Annotated in this window: 22 protein-coding genes, 1 tRNA gene and 1 riboswitch; of the genes, 19 read left to right on the forward strand and 4 right to left on the reverse strand. The window is 69.7% G+C overall.

Annotated features, from left to right (window positions below; all coding sequences use genetic code 11):
* Positions 1 to 63 precede the first annotated feature (63 nt).
* From A8G18_RS21295 to A8G18_RS21330, 8 genes are all read left to right on the forward strand, one after another.
* Positions 64 to 885 carry a segregation and condensation protein A gene (locus A8G18_RS21295; protein ID WP_064065460.1) on the forward strand — a complete coding sequence of 274 codons (822 nt, stop codon included), beginning with the start codon at positions 64 to 66 and terminating at the stop codon, positions 883 to 885.
* A 77-nt stretch (positions 886 to 962) separates the two neighbouring features.
* Positions 963 to 1,595 carry an SMC-Scp complex subunit ScpB gene (gene scpB / locus A8G18_RS21300; RefSeq protein ID WP_084422029.1) on the forward strand — a complete coding sequence of 211 codons (633 nt, stop codon included), beginning with the start codon at positions 963 to 965 and terminating at the stop codon, positions 1,593 to 1,595.
* Positions 1,596 to 1,605: 10 nt separating this feature from the next.
* On the forward strand, positions 1,606 to 2,853 hold the full coding sequence (locus A8G18_RS23525; protein WP_245207986.1) for a pseudouridine synthase: 1,248 nt from the start codon (positions 1,606 to 1,608) through the stop codon (positions 2,851 to 2,853).
* Positions 2,854 to 2,885: 32 nt separating this feature from the next.
* On the forward strand, positions 2,886 to 3,548 hold the full coding sequence (cmk, locus tag A8G18_RS21310) for a (d)CMP kinase (RefSeq protein WP_064065461.1): 663 nt from the start codon (positions 2,886 to 2,888) through the stop codon (positions 3,546 to 3,548).
* Positions 3,545 to 4,975: a ribosome biogenesis GTPase Der gene (der, locus tag A8G18_RS21315; protein WP_064065447.1), complete on the forward strand. Its 1,431-nt coding sequence runs from the start codon at positions 3,545 to 3,547 to the stop codon at positions 4,973 to 4,975. The genes cmk and der overlap by 4 nt, the downstream gene beginning before the upstream one ends.
* Before the next feature lie 100 nt (positions 4,976 to 5,075).
* Positions 5,076 to 5,149 (forward strand) — tRNA-Pro (locus A8G18_RS21320).
* A gap of 168 nt (positions 5,150 to 5,317) precedes the next feature.
* Positions 5,318 to 5,518 carry a hypothetical protein gene (locus A8G18_RS21325; protein ID WP_064065448.1) on the forward strand — a complete coding sequence of 67 codons (201 nt, stop codon included), beginning with the start codon at positions 5,318 to 5,320 and terminating at the stop codon, positions 5,516 to 5,518.
* A gap of 143 nt (positions 5,519 to 5,661) precedes the next feature.
* Complete coding sequence (locus A8G18_RS21330) at positions 5,662 to 6,078, forward strand: VOC family protein (protein WP_016935029.1); 417 nt, start codon at positions 5,662 to 5,664, stop codon at positions 6,076 to 6,078.
* Positions 6,079 to 6,093: 15 nt separating this feature from the next.
* Here A8G18_RS21330 and A8G18_RS21335 read toward each other — a convergent pair whose 3' ends face one another.
* Together A8G18_RS21335 and A8G18_RS21340 are read right to left on the reverse strand one after the other, a co-directional pair.
* The gene (locus tag A8G18_RS21335; RefSeq protein ID WP_064065449.1) at positions 6,094 to 6,489 is read right to left on the reverse strand and encodes an MmcQ/YjbR family DNA-binding protein; all 396 of its coding nucleotides are present in this window, start codon (positions 6,487 to 6,489) and stop codon (positions 6,094 to 6,096) included.
* Between the two features lie 40 nt (positions 6,490 to 6,529).
* Positions 6,530 to 7,558, reverse strand: coding sequence for a phosphotransferase family protein (locus A8G18_RS21340; protein ID WP_064065450.1), 1,029 nt, complete (start codon positions 7,556 to 7,558; stop codon positions 6,530 to 6,532).
* A gap of 197 nt (positions 7,559 to 7,755) precedes the next feature.
* Here A8G18_RS21340 and A8G18_RS21345 point away from each other — a divergent pair, with 197 nt between their 5' ends.
* The 11 genes from A8G18_RS21345 (at position 7,756) to gcvP (ending at position 17,604) form a co-directional block, all read left to right on the forward strand.
* Complete coding sequence (locus tag A8G18_RS21345; protein WP_016935525.1) at positions 7,756 to 8,373, forward strand: NUDIX hydrolase; 618 nt, start codon at positions 7,756 to 7,758, stop codon at positions 8,371 to 8,373.
* A gap of 112 nt (positions 8,374 to 8,485) precedes the next feature.
* Positions 8,486 to 9,088 carry a CDP-alcohol phosphatidyltransferase family protein gene (locus tag A8G18_RS21350; RefSeq protein ID WP_064065451.1) on the forward strand — a complete coding sequence of 201 codons (603 nt, stop codon included), beginning with the start codon at positions 8,486 to 8,488 and terminating at the stop codon, positions 9,086 to 9,088.
* A 4-nt stretch (positions 9,089 to 9,092) separates the two neighbouring features.
* The gene (locus A8G18_RS21355; protein ID WP_064065452.1) at positions 9,093 to 9,956 is read left to right on the forward strand and encodes a DUF881 domain-containing protein; all 864 of its coding nucleotides are present in this window, start codon (positions 9,093 to 9,095) and stop codon (positions 9,954 to 9,956) included.
* Positions 9,953 to 10,312 (forward strand): small basic family protein, encoded by a 360-nt coding sequence (locus tag A8G18_RS21360; RefSeq protein WP_016934925.1) that lies wholly within the window; start codon positions 9,953 to 9,955, stop codon positions 10,310 to 10,312. The genes A8G18_RS21355 and A8G18_RS21360 overlap by 4 nt, the downstream gene beginning before the upstream one ends.
* A gap of 3 nt (positions 10,313 to 10,315) precedes the next feature.
* Positions 10,316 to 11,077 carry a DUF881 domain-containing protein gene (locus tag A8G18_RS21365; protein ID WP_064065453.1) on the forward strand — a complete coding sequence of 254 codons (762 nt, stop codon included), beginning with the start codon at positions 10,316 to 10,318 and terminating at the stop codon, positions 11,075 to 11,077.
* Positions 11,078 to 11,119: 42 nt separating this feature from the next.
* The gene (gcvH, locus tag A8G18_RS21370; RefSeq protein ID WP_016934923.1) at positions 11,120 to 11,524 is read left to right on the forward strand and encodes a glycine cleavage system protein GcvH; all 405 of its coding nucleotides are present in this window, start codon (positions 11,120 to 11,122) and stop codon (positions 11,522 to 11,524) included.
* Between the two features lie 155 nt (positions 11,525 to 11,679).
* Positions 11,680 to 12,141: a glycogen accumulation regulator GarA gene (garA, locus tag A8G18_RS21375; RefSeq protein WP_006552746.1), complete on the forward strand. Its 462-nt coding sequence runs from the start codon at positions 11,680 to 11,682 to the stop codon at positions 12,139 to 12,141.
* A complete protein-coding gene (ftsR, locus tag A8G18_RS21380; RefSeq protein ID WP_016694269.1) occupies positions 12,141 to 12,878 on the forward strand; it encodes a transcriptional regulator FtsR in 738 nt (245 codons plus the stop codon). The genes garA and ftsR overlap by 1 nt, the downstream gene beginning before the upstream one ends.
* A gap of 148 nt (positions 12,879 to 13,026) precedes the next feature.
* On the forward strand, positions 13,027 to 13,500 hold the full coding sequence (locus A8G18_RS21385; protein WP_064065454.1) for a bifunctional nuclease family protein: 474 nt from the start codon (positions 13,027 to 13,029) through the stop codon (positions 13,498 to 13,500).
* Positions 13,501 to 13,742: 242 nt separating this feature from the next.
* Complete coding sequence (locus tag A8G18_RS21390) at positions 13,743 to 14,369, forward strand: MerR family transcriptional regulator (RefSeq protein WP_016694271.1); 627 nt, start codon at positions 13,743 to 13,745, stop codon at positions 14,367 to 14,369.
* Positions 14,370 to 14,499: 130 nt separating this feature from the next.
* Positions 14,500 to 14,595, forward strand: a riboswitch (glycine riboswitch).
* A gap of 159 nt (positions 14,596 to 14,754) precedes the next feature.
* Positions 14,755 to 17,604, forward strand: coding sequence for an aminomethyl-transferring glycine dehydrogenase (gcvP, locus tag A8G18_RS21395; RefSeq protein WP_064065455.1), 2,850 nt, complete (start codon positions 14,755 to 14,757; stop codon positions 17,602 to 17,604).
* A 134-nt stretch (positions 17,605 to 17,738) separates the two neighbouring features.
* Here the strand turns inward: gcvP and A8G18_RS21400 are convergent, their stop codons facing one another.
* Both A8G18_RS21400 and A8G18_RS21405 read right to left on the reverse strand, forming a co-directional pair.
* On the reverse strand, positions 17,739 to 18,896 hold the full coding sequence (locus A8G18_RS21400) for a metallophosphoesterase (RefSeq protein ID WP_064065456.1): 1,158 nt from the start codon (positions 18,894 to 18,896) through the stop codon (positions 17,739 to 17,741).
* 2 nt (positions 18,897 to 18,898) lie between these two features.
* Complete coding sequence (locus tag A8G18_RS21405) at positions 18,899 to 19,918, reverse strand: vWA domain-containing protein (protein WP_209447060.1); 1,020 nt, start codon at positions 19,916 to 19,918, stop codon at positions 18,899 to 18,901.
* Positions 19,919 to 20,075: the final 157 nt, after the last annotated feature.

Consider the following 20,075-nt stretch of genomic DNA (forward strand, 5'->3'; position numbering starts at 1 on the left):
GCTCCCGTTCACGACACCGCGGACACCGGCACGGCACCCGAAGCGGGAGCCGACGCGGGGGTCCTGGAGGAACCCGGCCGGCCGACACCTGCGGAGGTGGAGACCACCTCGGGGTTCCGCGTACGCCTGCGCAACTTCGAGGGCCCGTTCGACCTGCTGCTGACCCTCATCTCGCAGCGGCGACTCGACGTCACCGAGGTCGCCCTCCACGAGGTCACCGACGACTTCATCGCCTACACCCGCAAGCTCGGACCCGAACTCGGCCTCGACCAGACCACCGAGTTCCTGGTCGTCGCCGCGACCCTGCTCGATCTCAAGGCCGCGCGGCTGCTGCCCGCCGGTGAGGTCGACGATCCCGAGGACCTCGCGCTCCTCGAGGCCCGCGACCTGCTGTTCGCGCGACTACTGCAGTACCGCGCCTACAAGCAGATCGCCGAACAGTTCGCCGCGTTCGAGGCCGCCGCCCTGCGCCGCTATCCACGCGCGGTGTCCCTCGAGGACCGTTTCGAGAATCTGGTGCCCGAGGTCGTGCTCGGCGTCGACCCGCAGCGCTTCGCCGAGATCGCCGCCGCCGCCTTCCGGCCGAAACCACCCCCCACCGTCGGCCTCGACCACCTGCACACCCCGAAGGTGTCGGTTCCCGAGCAGGCCGCCCACATCCTGGGCTTGCTCCGCTCCCGCGGCGCCGGCGTCCGGGTCGGTTTCGACGAACTCGTCGCCGATTGCGACCATGGGCTGCTCGTCGTCGCCCGGTTCCTGGCATTGCTCGAGTTGTACCGCGAACGCGCCGTCACCTTCGAGCAACCCGATCCGCTGGGGCACCTGCAGGTCGCGTGGACGGGGGAGACCGACGACGCCATCGATTTCGAGGAGGACTACGGGTGAGCGACGACGCCGTCGAGCACGAGCGTGCAGGCGACACCGCCGCGCAGGAGCGTGCATGGGACGGTGAGCTTCTCGACATCGCCGACGACGAACTCACCGCGGCCCTCGAAGCGCTGCTGCTCGTCGTCGACACCCCCGCACCCACCGAGCAGCTCGCCACCGCCATCGGGGTCACCGCCGACCGGGCCGAGGCCGCGCTGCGACGTCTCGCGCAGGACCTCACCGCGCGTGGATCCGGCATCGACCTGCGGTATGCGGGCGACGGATGGCGCTTCTACACCCGTCGCGATTTCGCGCCGTATGTCGAGAAGTTGCTGCAGGGTGGCGCCCGCACCAAACTCACCCGCGCCGCACTCGAGACTCTCGCCGTGATCGCCTATCGGCAGCCGGTCACCCGCAGCCGTGTCGGCGCGGTGCGCGGCGTCAACGTCGACGGGGTGATGCGCACGCTGCTCGCCCGCGATCTGATCGCCGAGGCCGGCACCGATCCCGACACCGGTGGCACGCTCTATGTCACCACCGAGTTGTTCCTCGAGCGCCTCGGCCTGGCATCTTTGCAGGATCTTCCGCCCGTTGCGCCGCTTCTGCCCGATGTCGATGTGATCGACGACATCGCCGACAGTCTCGAGTCGGACCCACGATTTGAGAGAATGGGTAGGAACGCGCGTCCCGAGACTCTCTCGCCCGCGGAGTTCGATCCAGAGAACTGACAGGAATCAAGTGAATACACCCGCTCGCCGTGATGGCACACCGGATCGTAGAAGAAACAATCCCCGCAGCGCGACTACGCGCAATGCCGGGGCCTCCCGCTCGGGACGCACCGAATCCCCGCGTTCCGGAGGACGCACAGAGTCTCCGCGTTCCGGAGGACGCACAGAATCTCCGCGTGCGGGAGGACGCACCGAATCCCCGCGTGCGGGGCGCGCAGGGGCTCCCCGTACGGGGGAGCGCACCGACTCACCCCGTTCCGATCGCCGGGCCACTCCCGGTCAGTCGGCCGCCAGCCGCAATCCGGCTCAGTCGGCCGGAGGCCGCAATCCCGCCCAGTCGGCCGGAGGCCGCAATCCCGCCCAGCCGGCCGCCGGTCGCAAACCGCACCGCAAGGGCACCTCGACCGGCAAGCCCTCCAAGCCTGCCGCCAAGCGCGCCGCACAGCGCGTCGTTCCGACCGTGAGCAACGCTCGCCCCGCGCGTCACCAGCACCGCGAAGCCGGCCCGGCCCAGCTGCCCGCCGGTGAAGGCGTGCGGCTGCAGAAGGTGCTCGCCCAGGCCGGCGTCGCCTCGCGCCGCGCAGCCGAGGAACTCATCGCCGCAGGTCGCGTCGAGGTCGACGGCAACATCGTCGTCGAGCAGGGCCTGCGCGTGGACCCGGAGAACGCCGTGATCCGGGTCGACGGCGTCCGCGTCGTCGTCAACAAGGATCTCGTGCATCTCGTGCTGAACAAACCGCGCGGCTGGCAGTCCACGATGTCCGACGATCTCGGTCGTCCCTGTGTCGGCGACATCGTCTCCGAACGCGTCGCCGCCGGGCAGCGCCTGTTCCACGTCGGTCGTCTCGACGCCGACACCGAAGGTCTGCTGCTGCTCACCAACGACGGTGAACTCGCGCACCGGCTCATGCACCCGTCCTACGAGGTCCCCAAGACCTACCTGGCGACCGTCAAGGGTGTGCTCGCGCGCGGGGTCGGCAAGCAGCTCAAGGCCGGTATCGAACTCGAGGACGGGCCTGCCTCGGTCGACGAGTTCGCGTTGCTCGAGGTCCACGAAGGCCAGTCGCTGGTGCGGCTCGTGCTGCACGAGGGCCGCAAGCACATCGTGCGACGTCTGCTCGACGCCGTCGGTCATCCCGTGATCCGGCTCGTGCGCACCAACATCGGCCCCGTCGCGCTCGGCGACCAGCGTCCCGGCACTCTCCGTGTCCTCGGCCGCAACGAGGTCGGCGGTTTGTACCAGGCGGTGAAGCTGTGACCGGCGCACCGGCCGACGCGTTGATCGTCGCGATGGACGGACCGTCCGGCACCGGCAAGTCCACCGTCTCCAAGCGTCTCGCGCAGCATCTCGGTGCCGCCTACCTCGACACGGGGGCGATGTACCGCATCGCGACGTTGCACGCTCTGCGCCGCGGTACCGACCTGACCGATCCGGCCGCGATCGCCGCGGCCACCGCCGATCTGCCGTGGTCGATCGGCACCGATCCCACCGTCGAGGACATCCGGCTCGACGGGGACGACGTGCGCGAGATCATCCGCGGCGCCGAGGTCACGGCCGCGGTCTCCGCGGTCTCCGCGGTCCCCGAGGTGCGCACCCAGCTCGTCGAGGCGCAGCAGCGTCTCGGGCGCGCCGAGCACCGCGTCGTGGTCGAAGGACGCGACATCGGCACGGTCGTCTTCCCCGAGGCCGACGTGAAGATCTTCCTCACCGCCTCGGCGGAGGCCCGCGCGTACCGGCGCAACAACCAGAACATCGCCGAGGGTCGCGGCGACGACTACGAGGCGGTCCTTGCTGCGGTGCAGCGCCGTGACCACCTCGACTCCACCCGCGCGGTGTCGCCGCTGCGCGCGGCGGACGATGCGGTCGTCGTGGACACCAGCGACATGAACATCGACGAGGTGATCGCCGCGCTGCTCGCGGTGGTCGCCGAGCAGACTGGAGCGAAGTTGTGAGCGACGACGTGAGCACCGATTACACCGGTTTCGCCGGCGACGGCACCTGGTCGGAGGAAGCCGACTGGGACGTCGAGTTCGCCGACGGCAACGAGCTCGAGGAGTTCGTTCCGGTCCCGACCGTCGCCGTGGTCGGCCGACCCAATGTCGGCAAGTCCACTCTGGTCAACCGCATCATCGGCCGACGCGAAGCCGTCGTCGAGGATGTCCCCGGCGTCACCCGGGACCGCGTCTCGTACGAGGCGTCGTGGAACGGCCGGCGGTTCATGGTGCAGGACACCGGCGGGTGGGAACCCGACGCGAAGGGCATGCAGCAGTCCGTGGCCCGCCAGGCCGAGGTCGCCATGCGTACCGCCGACGCGATCCTCGTCGTGGTCGACGCCACCGTCGGCGCCACCAGCGTCGACGAGGCGGTCGCGAAGGTGCTGCGCCGATCGAAGACGCCGGTGCTGCTGGTCGCGAACAAGGTCGACGACGACCGCGTCGAATCCGAGGCCGCGACGTTGTGGTCGCTCGGGCTCGGCCAGCCGTATTCGGTGTCGGCCACCCACGGGCGCGGCACCGGCGATCTGCTCGACGAGCTGCTCGCCAAGTTGCCCGCCACCCCCCGCGAGGGTTCCGGCGGCGAAGGACCCCGCCGGGTCGCCCTGGTGGGCAAGCCGAACGTCGGCAAGTCGAGCCTGCTGAACAAGCTCGCCGGGGACGAACGCTCGGTGGTGCACGATGTCGCCGGCACCACCGTCGACCCGGTGGACTCGATCGTCGAACTCGGCGGCAAGCCGTGGCGGTTCGTCGACACCGCCGGTCTGCGCAAGCGGGTCACACACGCCTCCGGAGCGGAGTTCTACGCGTCGCTGCGCACGCGCGGCGCGATCGACGCGGCCGAGGTGGCGGTGCTGCTCATCGACGCCTCGCAACCGATCACCGAGCAGGACCAGCGGGTGATCACGATGGTCGTCGAATCGGGTCGTGCCCTGGTGATCGCGTTCAACAAGTGGGATCTCGTCGATGAGGATCGTCGCTACGAGCTCGGCCGCGAGATCGACCGCGACCTGCTGCGGGTGCCGTGGGCGTCGCGCGTGAACATCTCCGCCAAGACCGGTCGAGCCGTGCAGAAGCTCGTCCCGGCGATGGAGACCGCGCTCGAGTCGTGGGACAAGCGCATCTCCACGGGACGCTTGAACTCGTGGCTCAAGGAGGTCGTGGCTGCGACTCCGCCGCCGATGCGCGGTGGTCGCCTGCCCCGTGTGCTGTTCGCCACCCAGGCAGCCACCCGGCCCCCGACCTTCGTGCTGTTCACCACGGGCTTCCTCGAGGCCGGCTACCGCCGCTTCCTCGAGCGTCGCCTGCGTGAGGAGTTCGGCTTCGACGGCAGCCCCGTGCGGATCTCGGTGCGGGTGCGGGAGAAGCGCGACCGCCGGAAGTGAACCCGCGACGGCGTCCGGTCGCGAAAACGCGCTGACCAGCCGATTAGTGTTTCGGTCCGTTCCTGTTGTAATCTCTGAGAGCGCTCGGAGAGAGCGCGGACGGGCTGTGGCGCAGCTTGGTAGCGCACTTGACTGGGGGTCAAGTGGTCGCAGGTTCAAATCCTGTCAGCCCGACAGCGAAACCCCTTCCGACTTCGGTCGGAAGGGGTTTTCTCGTTCGCGGACGCGCCTTCACACCCGACGCCGGTGACGACGGAATCCGACCTGGCCCACCCCCGACGAATCCTCTAGGTTCGTCTCGCGCGCCGGATGGTCCGGCGTCGTGCAAGGGGGAGCAACAGGATGAAGAAACTCGCCAGGAGTGCGTTCGTGACGGCCGCGGCGGCAGGACTCGTACTCGGGGGATCCTCTACCGCCGCAGCGGACACCGGTTCCGCCGGATACTTCGGCAACCCGCAGTGTCTGCTCCGCTCCCTTCTGACCTACGGGACGCTCAGTGCCGGCGATGCCGGCGCCTTCCTTCCAGGGTGCGCGCCGTTCTGAGCGGGGCGTCACATGTGAAGCGGGCGAGCGCACCGAACGCTCCCGGATCCGGGACGCACCCCTCACGATGAGAAGTGCGTCGGCGGACGGTCACTACCGGTAGGGCGCCGAGCGCGCCCTACCGCACCCGCGAAAGGACCACGATGACCACTCGATTCAATCCCTATCTCGCATTCCGCGATTCCGCGCGCGAAGCCATGGAGTTCTACCGATCGGTCTTCGGCGGTGAACTGGCGGTGAGCAGGTTCGCCGACATGCACGCCTCGGACGATCCGAGCGAGGACGACAAGGTGATGCACTCGATGCTCACCACCGACCGCGGCTTCGTGCTCATGGCCTCGGACACCCCGAACGGCGTGGACTACTCGCCCGGCACGAACTTCTCGCTGTCGCTCAGCGGGGACGACGAGAGCGTGCTCCGCGGCTGGTGGGACGCGCTGAGCGAAGGTGGTCGCGTCGACATGCCGCTCGAACGTGCCCCGTGGGGAGATCTGTTCGGTATGTGCACCGACCGCTTCGGAATTGCGTGGATGGTCAGCATCGGCGACCAGCAGGGCTGAACGGCTCGGTGGCCGTCAGCCGGGGCGGGCGTCGAGCTCGCGCACCAGCCGCGGCGGCGCGGTCTCCCGGTAGGACATGTCCAGCAGTTCGGCGACCTCGCCCCAGTCCACCTCCGGACGGGCGAGGTCGTACCCGACCCACCCGGACGGCCCGAAGTACATCGGCAGGTAGATGTGCGGCTCCTCGAGCAACGCGCGACGCTCCTCCTCGTCGGGCTTGACGACGACGGAGCGGGGAAACGGTGCGCGGGTACTCTTCTCGGCCCCTCCGTAGACCGCGAAGGCCGTCCGGGTGGAGAAGAACGGACGACCGTGCGAGATCTTCTCGGAGGCGCCGGGAAAGGCCAGCGCGATCGCGCGCACACGGGCGAGTAGCGGATCCGTTTCGTCGAACATCACCGGATGCGGCATGGGCGGAGCGTACCGAGCGACTACGACAACGGTGCCGAGATCAACTCGCCCGACTCTTCAGCGCATCGATGCCGGCGCGCAGCAGCGGCTCGACGCCACGACCGAGTTCCTCGAAACCGTCGCCGACGGTCTTTCCCTGACGGAACCGGAAGTAGATACCCTCGAGGATCACGGCGAGCTTGTAGTAGGCGAGGGCGAGATGGAATGCCATGTCCGACAGGTCCCGTCCACCGGCCGCCTCGTACCGGGCGAGCAGGTCGTCGTCGCCGAGGAAACCCGGTGCGCGAGAGACCGTCGAGACGGGGAACTCCCGGTTCTCCCGCGCCAGCCGCTGGTAGACCAGCAGCAATGCCACGTCGGTGAGCGGATCACCCAGGGTGGCCATCTCCCAGTCCAGCACCGCGACCACCTCGTCGTCGTCGCCGACGAGGATGTTGTCGAGCCGGTAGTCGCCGTGCACGATGCCGACCTCGCCGTCGCCCGGCAGGTGGTCGACGAGCAGCCGGTGCAGCTCCTCGGCGCCGGCCAGGTCCCGGCTGTGCGAGTTCTCGAGTTGGGTGGTCCAACGGCGCACCTGCCGCTCGAGGAAGCCGCGCGGGCGACCGAAGTCCTCGAGTCCCACGGTGGCCGGGTCCACCGCGTGCAGGGTCGCGAGGGTGTCGACCATCTGCTCGGAGATGACCCGGGTGCGCGCGGCGCCGAGGGGGGCGAGTTGCTCGGCGGTGCGATAGGGCGTTCCCACGACGAGATCCATGAGGTAGAACGGCGCGCCGAGCACCGCATCGTCCTCGCACAGCAGGTAGGTGCGGGGGACCGGTACCGCGGTGCCGTCGAGCGCGGAGATGACCCGGTACTCGCGGGCCATGTCGTGGGCGGTGGCGAGGACGTGTCCGAGCGGGGGACGGCGCAGCACGAGCCGCCGCTCGCCGTCGGTCACCTCGTAGGTGAGGTTCGATCGCCCGCCACTGATCAGGCGAGCGCGGAGGGGCCCGGAGAACAGCTCGGGGGCGGAGGTCTGCAGGTGGGCGTCGAGCGCATCGAGGTCGAGGCCGGCGGGCACGTCGTTCATCGAGCTCCTTTCCGTCGGCTCCCACTATGACGGCGGGTGCGGATCCCTGTCCGGAGAACTCTCACGAGGCGGACAATCCGGGTCATACGGAAACTATTGATATTCAGAATATCCCTCGACCCGAGGGCAACACCCCCGACAGCAACTACGACGTACGCCTACCCGCCGGCACGGACGAGACGAACTACTGTCGATCCATGCCCGCTGCGCACCCCCTCGACCGAGACAACGTCCGCGACGCGCTGGACGCGTTCGACTCGCGCCGTCTGCCGCTGGACGGCCGCCGGCACGCAGCCGTCGTCGTGGCGGTGCTCGACGACGGGAACGGCAACCCTGTCATGCCCCTCACACGGCGGCCGACGCGCCTGCGAGCCCATCCCGGCCAGTTCGCCCTGCCGGGCGGCCGTCTGGACGAAGGGGAGGAACCGGAGCAGGCAGCCCTTCGCGAACTGCACGAGGAACTCGGACTCGACCTCGGCTCCGACGCCGTCCTCGGCCGACTCGACGACTACGTCACCCGATCCGGCTATGTGATGTCGCCGTTCGTCGTGTGGGCGCGCACGGCCGTGACCGATCTGAAGCCGAGCCCCGACGAGGTCGACGTGCTCTTCGCCGTGACCGCCGACGAACTCGATGTCGACCCGCGCTTCGTCGGCATCCCCGAATCCGACAAGCCGGTGATCCAGTGGCCGTTCCGCGGGCACCTCGTGCACGCACCGACCGCCGCCGTCGTCTACCAGTTCCGCGAAGTCGTCCTCCGCCGGCGGGCCACCCGGATCGACGACCTCGAGCAGCCGGTCTTCGCCTGGCGCTGACACCCGGGGATCTCCGGCCGCGCGGCTGTGGAAGGCTGGACTCCGCACCCGAACCGGAACTCCGGAGGGGCAACACGAGAACGATCTCACGAGAACACGGAGCGGCCCCGCCATGACCGATGCGACCGGAACCGCCGACGCGCGCGGAGCGGACCGCATCCTCACCGTGCCGAACGTCCTCAGCTTCATCAGGCTCCTGGGTGTCCCCGTCTTCCTCTACCTGGTTCTCGTCGCCCACGCCGACGTCTGGGCGCTGATCCTGCTGGCCGCCAGCAGCATCACCGACTGGGCCGACGGCAAACTCGCCCGGCTCCTCGACCAGACCTCCCGCCTCGGCGCACTCCTCGATCCCGCCGTCGACCGCCTCTACATCGTGGCCACCCTCGTCGCCCTCGTGGCACGCGACATCGTGCCGTGGTGGATCGCGGTGGTCCTCGTCGGCCGCGAACTCGTCCTCGCCCCGACGCTCGCCGTCTACCGGCGCCGGGAACTGCCTCCACCGGAGGTGCTCTATCTCGGCAAAGGCGCCACCTTCCTGCTCATGTGCGCGTTGCCGCTCATGCTCGGCGCCGTCGCCGTGCCGGCCTCGGAACCGGTCACCGGACCGCTCGGCTGGGCCGCCCTGATCTGGGGGACCGTGCTGTACGTGTGGACCGGTCTGTTGTACCTCGCGCAGGCCGTCGTGACGGCACGGAACGTGCCGGTCGGGAGGTGATCCGATGAGCCGCGCGTGGGAACGCATCCGGCGCAATCCGGTGCCCTCGCTGCTGAAGTCGCTTCTCGAGGATCATCTCGACCCCGGCTACGCCGCGTCCGCCGCCGACCGGGCGGCGGGCCGCTCCCGCACCACGCCGCGGGCCTCCCGCGCGTGGCTCGGCGCCGGTGTCCTCCTCGCCGGCCTCGTCCTCGGCGTCGCGTACGCCCAGAACGCCGACGTGGAGGCCGGCACCGACAGCACCCACGCCGAGATCCTCGACTCCCTCCGGGCGGGGGACGATCGGATCGCCGCCCTGACCGCGCGGCGGGACGAACTCGGCGCCGCGATCGACGAACGACGTACCGCGCTGTTCGCCGACGGCGGTGACGGCGCGAGCATCCTCGACGAACTCCGGGACGCCGAGACCGCGGCCGCCGCGACACCTGTACGCGGACCCGGGATGACCGTCACCCTCACCGAACCCGCCGCGCGCCCGAACCTCTCGGACGCGGCGCGACTCGAGGACCGGCCCACCGCGCTCGTCCTCGACCGCGACCTGCAGTCGGTCGTCAACGCGCTCTGGGCCGCCGGTGCGGAGGCCGTCGAGGTCGGCGGCGTGCGGGTGGGCCCCGGCGTGACCATCCGCCAGGCCGGGGGAGCGATGCTCGTCGACAACCGGCCCGTATTCTCCCCGTACACGGTCTCGGCGGTGGGGCCCCCGTCCCGGCTGCAGACGTCCTTCGTCGTCAGCGACGCCTACCTGCGCATCGCGGGCATCCAGCAGCTCTACGGGGTGGGATTCGCCGTCACCGAGGCGGACGATCTCGAGCTTCCGGCCGCCACGGTCCGGAAACTCGGCAGCAGCGGAGAAACGGGGTACAGGTGAAGCGGCTCGAACACGGTCACGCGCTCTACGCGGTGCTCGCACTGGCGATCGGGATCGGCGCCGGAATCGTATTCAGCCCACAGGTACCCGACGTCGTGCAGCCCTATCTGCCCATCGCGGTGGTCGCCGCGCTCGACACGGTCTTCGGCGGCCTGCGCGCCTATCTCGACGACATCTTCGACGCGAAGGTGTTCGTGGTGTCGTTCGTCTTCAACGTCCTCGTCGCGGCGTTGATCGTGTGGCTCGGCGACCAGCTCGGGGTGGGCGCCCAGCTCTCGACGGCGGTCATCGTGGTCCTCGGCATCCGCATCTTCGGAAACGCGGCTGCCTTGCGCCGGCGCCTGTTCGGAGCCTGAACCATGACAGAACCGCAGCAGCCCGACACCGACACCGGCGACGCGACCGCGCCCGGACCCGTCGCCGACCGCGCCACCCGATCGCACCGCGTCTTCCTCGTCCTCGCCGGGATTCTCGTCGTCCTGCTCGGCGCCGGCATCGCCACGCAGGTGCGCACCACCGACACCGGCGACGCCCTCGACTCGGCACGCCCCGCCGACCTGCTGGTGTTGCTCGACAACCTCAACCGCCGCGAAGCCGCTCTCCGCCAGGAGATCACCGAACTCGAGCGCACCCTCTCGAGTCTGGAGCGGGAAGGCTCGGAAGCCGCACTCGAGGAGGCCCGCACGCGCCTGTACACGCTGTCGGTCCAGCTCGGTACCGCACCCGCCACCGGGCCCGGGGTGGTCCTCACCGTCGACGATCCGCGCGAGGGAGTCGGCTCGGAGGTGCTGCTCGACATGATCCAGGAGCTGCGCGCGGCGGGTGCCGACACGATGCAGATCGCCGGAGCGAACGGGGAGACCGTACGCATCGGTGTCGATTCGTGGGTCACCGGACCGGGGGGCGAGATCACCGTGGACGACCGCAGGCTCGACGCCCCGTACACCGTCACCGCCATCGGGGACGGCCCGACGCTCGCCGCCGCCCTGAACATTCCCGGTGGGGTGGTCGACACGGTCGCCCGTGCGGGCGGATCATTGTCCGTGAAACAGTTTCCGCAGGTGGACGTGTCCGCCTTGCGGGAGATCGAACCACGCCAATACTCTCAGCCCGGTAACTGAATCCGACGTTCCGGTCGAACGTCGTCTCCGAAAGGACCAGTCTTGACCGATTTCGCGACACCCGAGGATCTGCGGTACACCCCCGAGCACGAATGGGTGCGCAGGACGGGCGCGACGACCGTGCGGATCGGGATCACCGACTACGCGCAGTCCCAACTCGGCGACGTGGTCTTCGTCCAGCTGCCCGATGCCGGATCCGAGATCGTCTCCGGCGAGTCCTTCGGAGAGGTGGAGTCCACCAAGAGCGTGTCGGACGTCTTCGCGCCGTTGACCGCGAAAGTCCTCGCCGTCAACACGGAACTCGACGCGAATCCCGAACTGGTGAACAGCAGCCCGTACGAGGACGGTTGGCTCGTCGACGTGGAGGTCGGCAGCGAGAGCGAACTCGACGAGGCCCTCGAGCAGACGGTCGACGCGGATGGTTACCGCGGGATCACGGAAGGCTGACAGACCGGACAGGTAACGTGACCGCGACTGTCTGCGGCAGTACCCCCACGCGGGGTACGGTCGGATATGGCGTGTGCCGTGTCGGACCTGTACGGGGCGAACGAATCAGCGACCGCCCGGGATCACCCGGGTGGTCGAACGGATAAGGAGAAACGGTGAGCGAGAACGGCAACGCGGGCTACGAGGAGACTCCTGCAGAGACCACTTCGGTATTTCGCGCCGACTTCCTGAACGAAGTGGAAGGTGCAGGCTCGGCCACCACCGAAGCGCCCGTCTCGGGTGTCGAGGGCCTGCCCGCCGGATCGGCGCTGCTGGTGGTCAAGCGGGGGCCCAATGCAGGATCGCGCTTCCTGCTCGACCAGCCGACCACGTCGGCGGGCCGGCATCCCGACAGCGACATCTTCCTCGACGACGTGACCGTCAGTCGTCGGCACGCCGAGTTCCGTCAGGACGAAGGCGAATTCCAGGTCGTCGACGTGGGAAGCCTCAACGGCACCTACGTCAACCGCGAGCCGGTCGACTCCGCCGTCCTCGCGAACGGCGACGAGGTGCAGATCGGCAAGTTCCGGCTGGTGTTCCTGACCGGTCCGCGAGGTAACCAGGGCGCAGGTAGCTGATGACCGCGGCCCGCCAGCCGGCGCCGGCCGGGATGTCGATCGGGTCGGTGCTCGACCGCCTGCGTCCGGAGTTCCCGGACGTGACGATCTCGAAGATCCGGTTCCTCGAAGCCGAGGGATTGATCAGCCCGGAACGTACTCCCTCGGGCTACCGGCGCTTCTCGATCGCCGACTGCGAGCGTCTGCGGTACGTGCTCACCGCGCAACGCGATCAGTACCTGCCGCTCAAGGTGATCAAGGAGCAGCTCGAGGCGATCGACCGGGGTGCCGCCACGGTGGGATCGGTCGAAACCCGGATCACCCGGCCGCGCCCGCTGGCGGTTGCGCGCGGCGAGGTCTCACCCGAGGATCTCCGCACCGACCGCGAGATCCGGGTGAGCCGCGACGACCTGTGCACTCGTGCCGGCATCGACGCGGCCTTCCTCACCGAACTCGTGGGTGCGGGCCTCGTCAAGCCGGGGCCGGCCGGATTCTTCGACGAGGACGCGGTGCTGCTCGCCCGCACGGCGAAGGCGATGGCGGAGTTCGGCCTCGAAGTCCGGCACCTGCGGGCGTTCAAGCTCGCCGCCGACCGCGAGGCCGCGCTCGTCGCGCAGATCGCCGGCCCGATCGCCAAGGGCCGCGACGCCGGGGCACGGCAGCGCGCCGAGGAGATGGTGCGCGAACTGGCCGCACTGTCGTTGACATTGCACACCTGCCTCGTGAAGGCGGCGGTGCAGGGGGCACTCGACCGTTGAGGCGACGAACTCGTCGCCGATCGCGACCGCGGCCCTCCGTCGGGTCGTGACCTACGGCACCTGACGGATGCGCTGGAGGACACTAGAATTCCAGGCAGTACCTGTCGGGTGGTCCACCACCGACGAGCAGCAGGACGGAGGCATCGCGATGAGCGAGATGCGGATAGTAGGGATTCGTATCGAACAGCCGCAGAACCAGCCTGTCCTCCTGCTGCGGGAGGTCGACGGCGATCGGTACCTGCCGATCTGGATCGGTCAGAACGAAGCGACCGCCATCGCCCTCGAACAGCAGGGTGTCGAGCCGGCGCGGCCGCTGACCCACGATCTGATCAAGAACCTCCTCGAGGCCTTCGGCCACAACTTGCGCGAAGTGCGCATCGTCGACCTGCGCGAGGGGACGTTCTACGCGGATCTGGTCTTCGACGGAGGGATGCGCGTGTCCTGCCGGCCTTCCGACGGGGTGGCTGTAGCCTTGCGCATCGGCGCGTCGGTCCATGTCGAGGAGCAGGTGCTCACCGAAGCAGGACTGGTCATGCCGGACGAGCGGGAGGACGAGGTCGAGAAGTTCAAGGAGTTCCTCGACTCCGTCTCGCCCGACGACTTCAAGGCGACGGACGGCTGAGCGCCGTCCGTCCGTACGGCGACGAGCGTTGGCGCGCGCGTCGGCCGTAGCGGTAGTAGTGTCGAACGTTGCCTTCCGGTCGGCGTGTTGCAGCCCAGCGCCCAACACCGGAGCGTACGCTGAGTTGATCCGCCAGGGATGACTCGGTGAGCCTGGGAGCGCTCGATGATCGGATGTGGTCGGGGGGAATCCGCCAGTCGATCGTTGCGAGGCAGAACTGGGCGCGCGAGAGGGAGTCAGTAGTGCGAGATCGGACGAAGGGACAGCCACTCGGCGTCGATTCCGGCGATCGCTCGAATCCGGCGCCGCGGACGAACGAGACCGACGAGATCCAGCCGGGTCTGTTTCCGGACAACTCGGTGCCCGACGAACTCGTCGGTTACCGTGTGCCCATCGCCTGCCAGATCGCGGGAATCAGCTACCGCCAGCTCGACTACTGGGCCCGCACCAATCTGGTGGTTCCGTCCATCCGTGGGGCCGCCGGATCCGGTAGCCAACGGCTGTATTCGTTCAAGGACATCCTCGTCCTCAAGATCGTCAAGCGCCTGCTCGACACCGGCGTCTCGCTGCAGAATATCCGCGTAGCCGTCGATCACCTCCGCAGCCGCGGTGTGGGCGATCTCGCGAAGATCACCCTCTTCTCGGACGGCACCACCGTCTACGAATGCACGTCGCCGGAAGAGGTCGTCGATTTACTGCAGGGCGGGCAGGGCGTCTTCGGGATCGCAGTGAGCGGCGCGATGCGCGAGCTCACCGGCAGCATCGCCGATTTCCCCGCCGAACGCGCCGACGGCGGCGGCGTCGAGGAACGCCCCGAGGACGAACTGGCGTCGCGCCGCCGCGAGCGCATCAACCGCCGCATCGGCTGACCACACCTCTGATGTCGCATCGGCCGACGATGCCGCCGACATCTCTGCCGGTCCATCTCCCCGGCCCGCGGCGCTTTCCGCACCTGCGGTATTTCGACCCCCGCGACGTGAACTAGACTCGAAGACGCGTCGCCATCACGCGGGAGAGACCCGGACACCGAGCCGGGCGCCGAAGGAGCAGCACCTCCCCGTCAATCTCTCAGGCAACCGGGACCGCGTGAGCTCCGACGTCTCTGGAAAGCGGCGGGAGCACCCGCCCGCCCACGGGGAAAGGCTCTGGCCGGCCGAATCTCTCAGGCGCTCGCTCGCGAGCTCACGACAGAGGGGGAGGAACCACTTCGCGCGACCGCGCACGTGGACCTCGCCGACCAGCCCGGGAGCTGCGATGACAGATGCCGTCACCTCGAACTTCGCCGATCGCCACATCGGTCCCGACACCGCCGGCCTGAACCGGATCCTCGACGTCGTCGGAGTCGATTCCCTCGACGCCCTCGCCACCGCCGCGGTGCCGGCAGCCATCCTCGACGACCGCGTCGGCACCGTGCCGACCGGACTCGACGTGCTCGACGCGCCCCGCTCCGAGCACGAGGTGCTCGCCGAACTGAAGGCGCTCGCGTCGCGGAACACCGTGGCGACATCGATGATCGGTCACGGCTACTACGACACGCTCACGCCGCCCGTGCTGCTGCGCAACATCATCGAGAACCCCGCCTGGTACACCGCCTACACCCCCTACCAGCCGGAGATCAGTCAGGGACGCCTCGAGGCGCTGTTGAACTTCCAGACCATGGTCGCCGACCTGACCGGCATGGAGGTGGCCAACTCGTCCATGCTGGACGAGGCTACCGCGGCCGCCGAGGCGATGACCCTGCTGCGCCGCGCGAACCGTAAGTCCAAGAGCCCCCGTCTCGTGGTCGACGTCGATCTGTTCGCGCAGACCGCCGCGGTGCTGGCGACCCGCGCCGAACCGCTCGGCATCGAGATCGTCACCGTCGACCTCGCCGACGGACTGCCCGACGGGGAGTTCTTCGGCGTGATCCTGCAGGTGCCCGGCGCCTCGGGACGCATCATCGACGCCGCTCCGATCATCGCGGCCGCCCACGACCGCGGCGCGCTCGTCGCCGTCGGCGCCGATCTGCTGGCCATGACCCTTGTCACCCCGCCCGGCGAGCAGGGTGCCGACGCGTGCTTCGGCACCACCCAGCGGTTCGGTGTGCCGATGGGCTTCGGTGGGCCGCACGCCGGCTACCTCGCCGTCGGCAGCGCCCACACCCGCACCCTTCCCGGTCGCCTCGTCGGTGTCTCGGTGGACGCGGACGGCAACCCGGCCTACCGCCTCGCGTTGCAGACCCGTGAGCAGCACATCCGCCGCGAGAAGGCCACCAGCAACATCTGCACCGCCCAGGTGCTCCTCGCCGTGCTCGCGGCCATGTACGCCTCGTACCACGGTGCCGAAGGCCTCACCGGCATCGCCCGCCGCGTCGCCGGGCACGCCCGCCACCTGGCCGACGGTCTGCGCGCCGGCGGCGTCGAGGTCGTCCACGCCGAGTTCTTCGACACCGTCCTCGTGCGCGTTCCGGGACGCGCCGCTGCCGTGCTCGCCGCCGCACGCGAGGCCGGTATCAACCTGTACCGCGTCGACGACGATCACGTGTCGATCTCGTGCGACGAGGCCACCACCGCCGCGCATGTCGACGCGGTCCTGGATGCCTTCGGCGTCACCGCCGGTGAGGCCGTCGAGGGAACGGCGCTGCCGGAGACCTTGGCCCGCACGAGCGAGTTCCTGCAGCACGAGGCGTTCACCCGCTACCGCACCGAGACCGCGATGATGCGGTACCTGCGGCGCCTGTCCGACAAGGACCTCGCCCTGGACCGCACGATGATCCCACTCGGCTCGTGCACGATGAAGCTCAACGCCGCCGCCGAGATGGAGGCCATCACCTGGCCCGAGTTCGCGGGTCTGCACCCCTTCGCTCCGGCGGATCAGACGGCGGGGATCCGCCGCCTCATCGCCGACCTCGAAGGCTGGCTCGCCGCGGTGACGGGATACGACGCCGTGAGCCTGCAACCCAACGCCGGCAGCCAGGGCGAGTACGCGGGTCTGCTCGCGATCCGCCACTATCACCTCGACCGCGGCGACACCGATCGGGACATCTGCCTGATCCCGTCGAGCGCGCACGGCACCAACGCCGCGTCCGCCGTGATGGCGGGGATGCGCGTCGAGGTCGTCGCGTGCCGGCCGAACGGCGACGTCGATCTCGACGACCTGCGCGCCAAGATCACCGACCACGGGGCACGTCTGGCCGCGATCATGATCACCTATCCGTCGACGCACGGTGTCTACGAGCACGACATCGCCGACATCTGCGGTGCCGTGCACGACGCCGGCGGCCAGGTGTACATCGACGGCGCCAACCTCAACGCTCTCGTGGGTCTGGCCCGGCCGGGCAAGTTCGGTGGCGATGTGAGCCACCTGAACCTGCACAAGACGTTCTGCATCCCGCACGGTGGCGGAGGACCGGGCGTCGGGCCGATCGGGGTCCGGGCGCATCTGGCTCCGTACCTGCCGGGTCATCCGGCGGAGCCGGGTCTCGGGGGAGCCGGGCCGGTCTCGGCGGCGCCCTTCGGGTCGGCGTCGATCCTGCCGATCACCTGGGCGTACATCAAGATGATGGGCGCCGAGGGACTGCGTCGCGCGTCGTTGACGGCGATCGCGTCGGCGAACTACATCGCGCGTCGTCTCGACGAGTACTTCCCGGTGTTGTACACGGGGGAGACAGGCATGGTCGCCCACGAGTGCATCCTCGATTTGCGTCCGCTGACGAAGGCGACGGGGGTGACGGTCGACGACGTCGCGAAACGTCTGGCCGACTACGGCTTCCACGCGCCGACGATGAGTTTCCCGGTGGCCGGCACGCTCATGGTCGAACCCACCGAGAGCGAGGACATCGCCGAACTCGACGCCTTCATCGACGCGATGATCTCGATCCGCGGTGAGATCGACCGGGTCGGGGCAGGGGAGTGGCCGGTGGACGACAACCCGCTGCGCGGGGCTCCGCACACCGCGGAATGCCTGGTGGGCGAGTGGAATCACCCGTACTCACGGGAGATCGCGGTGTTCCCGATGGGGAAGAGCCGGGCCAAGGTCTGGCCCGCGGTGCGACGGATCGACGGCGCACACGGCGACCGGAACCTGGTGTGCTCGTGCCCGCCCTTGGAGGCGTACAGCGGCTGACGGCGGGATGGCCGACGGACCTGTCCGTCGGCCATCTTCATCAGTAGAATAACTCCGGACAAGACGGAAACCATAGAAATACAGAATTTCACCACCCTAGGCACAAACCTCACCCCGCCCCGACGAGCGGGAGGTCAGTTCGCGGCAGCCAACTCGAGGATGGAGATCTCCGGTGGGGTGCCCACCCGCACGGGGGGTCCCCACGCGCCGGTGCCCTGGGACGTGTAGATCTGCGTGTCGCCGAAGCGGTCGAGTCCGGTGACGGTGGGGTTGGCGAGGGAGACGAACGGTCGCAGCGGCCACATCTGTCCGCCGTGGGTGTGCCCGGACAGTTGCAGGTCGACTCCGAGTTCGCGGGCCTCGTCGACGTGCCGCGGCTGGTGGGCGGCGAGGATCACCGGGGTACCGTCCGCGATGCCGTCGAGGGCGGCGGGCATGTCGGGGTGGTGGGGTTCGGTGGCGGTGTAGTCGTGGACGCCGGCGAGCGCGACGACGTCGCCGTCCCGCTCGAGGACGACATGGTCGTTGCGCAGGGTGCGTACACCGAGTGTCTCCCAGTGGTTCAGCCACGATTCGGCGTCGTCGGAGTAGTACTCGTGGTTGCCGCTGACGCCGTACACCCCGAGCGGGGCCTGCAACTGCCGGAGCGGTTCGAGGTCGGAGCCGACGAGTTCGACGGTGCCGTCGGCGAGGTCGCCGCCGAGCACGATCAGGTCGGGTTGTTCTTCGGCGACGAGGTCGACGACGCGTTGCACGAAGTCGGCGCCGCGGGCGGGACCGACGTGCAGGTCGGTGACGAGCGCGATGCGGGCGCCGGCGAAGCCGGCGGGCAGGTCCTGCAGGGCGACGGGCACGGTGACGATCCGCGGCCGGTCGGCCTCGATCGTGCCGTATCCGACGGCGGCGACCGCGGCCACGACGAGCACGGCGGTCGCGATGCGCAGCCCCCGTCGTGGGGTCTCGACGGTGCCGTCGTCGGTGGTCGGCCGGGATGGCCCGCGCCGGACGAGGCGGCCGACGAGCAGCCCGACTCCGGTGAGCAGGAGCCCGAGCATCAGGTACAGCACCACCGCCAGCCAGCTCCAGCCGAGGAACCCGACGGGGCGGGCCCAGGCGGGATCGAACACGGTGCCCACCTCGGCGGCGCCGAGCGTGAGCACGAACATGACGACGAGGACGAGGTCGGCGGCGAGGGCGGCAGGACGCGGCAGTCCGGGCGCCCGGACGAGTCGTCGGTGCAACAGATAGGTGAGGAGGGCAAGGAAGACCCCCACGACGAGAAGGCGGAGCACGGTCAGGACGTCAGCTTTCGGAGAAGGTCGGTGAGGTCGGCCGGGTCGGCGGTGTCGACGACGGTGAGGCTGCCGTCGGTGGCCTCGGCGGCCTGCTCGAGGACGGGGTCGGTGCGGTCGCCGAGGACGACGACGTCGATCCGCACGGGGGTGTCGGGAGACGAGAGTTCGTCGATCGCGGCGCGCAGGTCGCGGGCGGCCGTCTCGTCGGGGTCGTCGCTGTCGACGACGGCGAGCACGGAGTTCGGTCGGGCCGGGTCGTAGTTGTCGACGGCGTCGCGGTAGGCGGCGGCGAGGGTGGCGTAGACCGGTTCTTTCTCGGTGAGGTCGATGCCGTCGAGGATCGTGGACATCGCCGCGCGTTTGGCGTCGGTGAGGCCGTCGCGGATGACGGCGACGCGGTGCCCGGTGGGGGTGTCGGCGAAGACGTACATGCCCATCACCGAGTTGGTGGAGGCGCGGCGCATGGCCTCGCGCAGGGCGCCGGCGGTGGCGTCGAGCCGCGTGCCGTCGCCGGCGGGGGCGCCCATGGAGGTTGAGGTGTCGACCACCATCGTGACCTTGCGTGGGGATACCGGGGCGAGCCGCAGGGCGACGAGGACGTCGTCGACGGTGGGATCGGCCGGGGCGAGGGCGGTCTCGACGCGGGGCAGCGGCAGTTCCCCGGCGGGTTCCGGGACGGCGTCGGCGGTGCGGAAGCCGTGCGCGGTGAGGACGCCGGTCTGTTCGGGGCGGCGGGCGTAGTCGGTGAACTCCGCGGCGGCGCGGGCGAGGGTCTCGTCGACCCAGGGGGCGTCGACGACGGCGGCGGGGAAGTCGACGACGGGTGCGACACCGATGGGGAGGTGTCCGGTGAGGCCACGGATCTGCCCGCCGGTGAGGACGCGGTGCAGTTGCTGCTCGATGACGGGCACGGCGTGGATGGGGGCCTCGGTGTCGGGTCGGGCGCCGAGCGCGGCGAGGGTGTCGGCGGTGGTGCCGATGGCGCCGAGGGTGTCGGCGCCGAGCGCGAGGGTGCTCACGGCGGTGATCGCGGGCGGGAGTGGCGGCCTGTTCGGGGGGGGCCGGTCCGGGCCGATGCCGGGGGGGGGGGGGGGGGACCGCTTCGAGGGCGAGGGGGGGGGCGTGGGTTTGGGTGCGGGGGGGGGGGGGGGGGGGGGGCGCGCCCCCACGGCGGGG

Origin of the sequence: Rhodococcus gordoniae (assembly GCF_001646655.1) — a bacterium.
Lineage (GTDB): Bacteria > Actinomycetota > Actinomycetes > Mycobacteriales > Mycobacteriaceae > Rhodococcus > Rhodococcus gordoniae.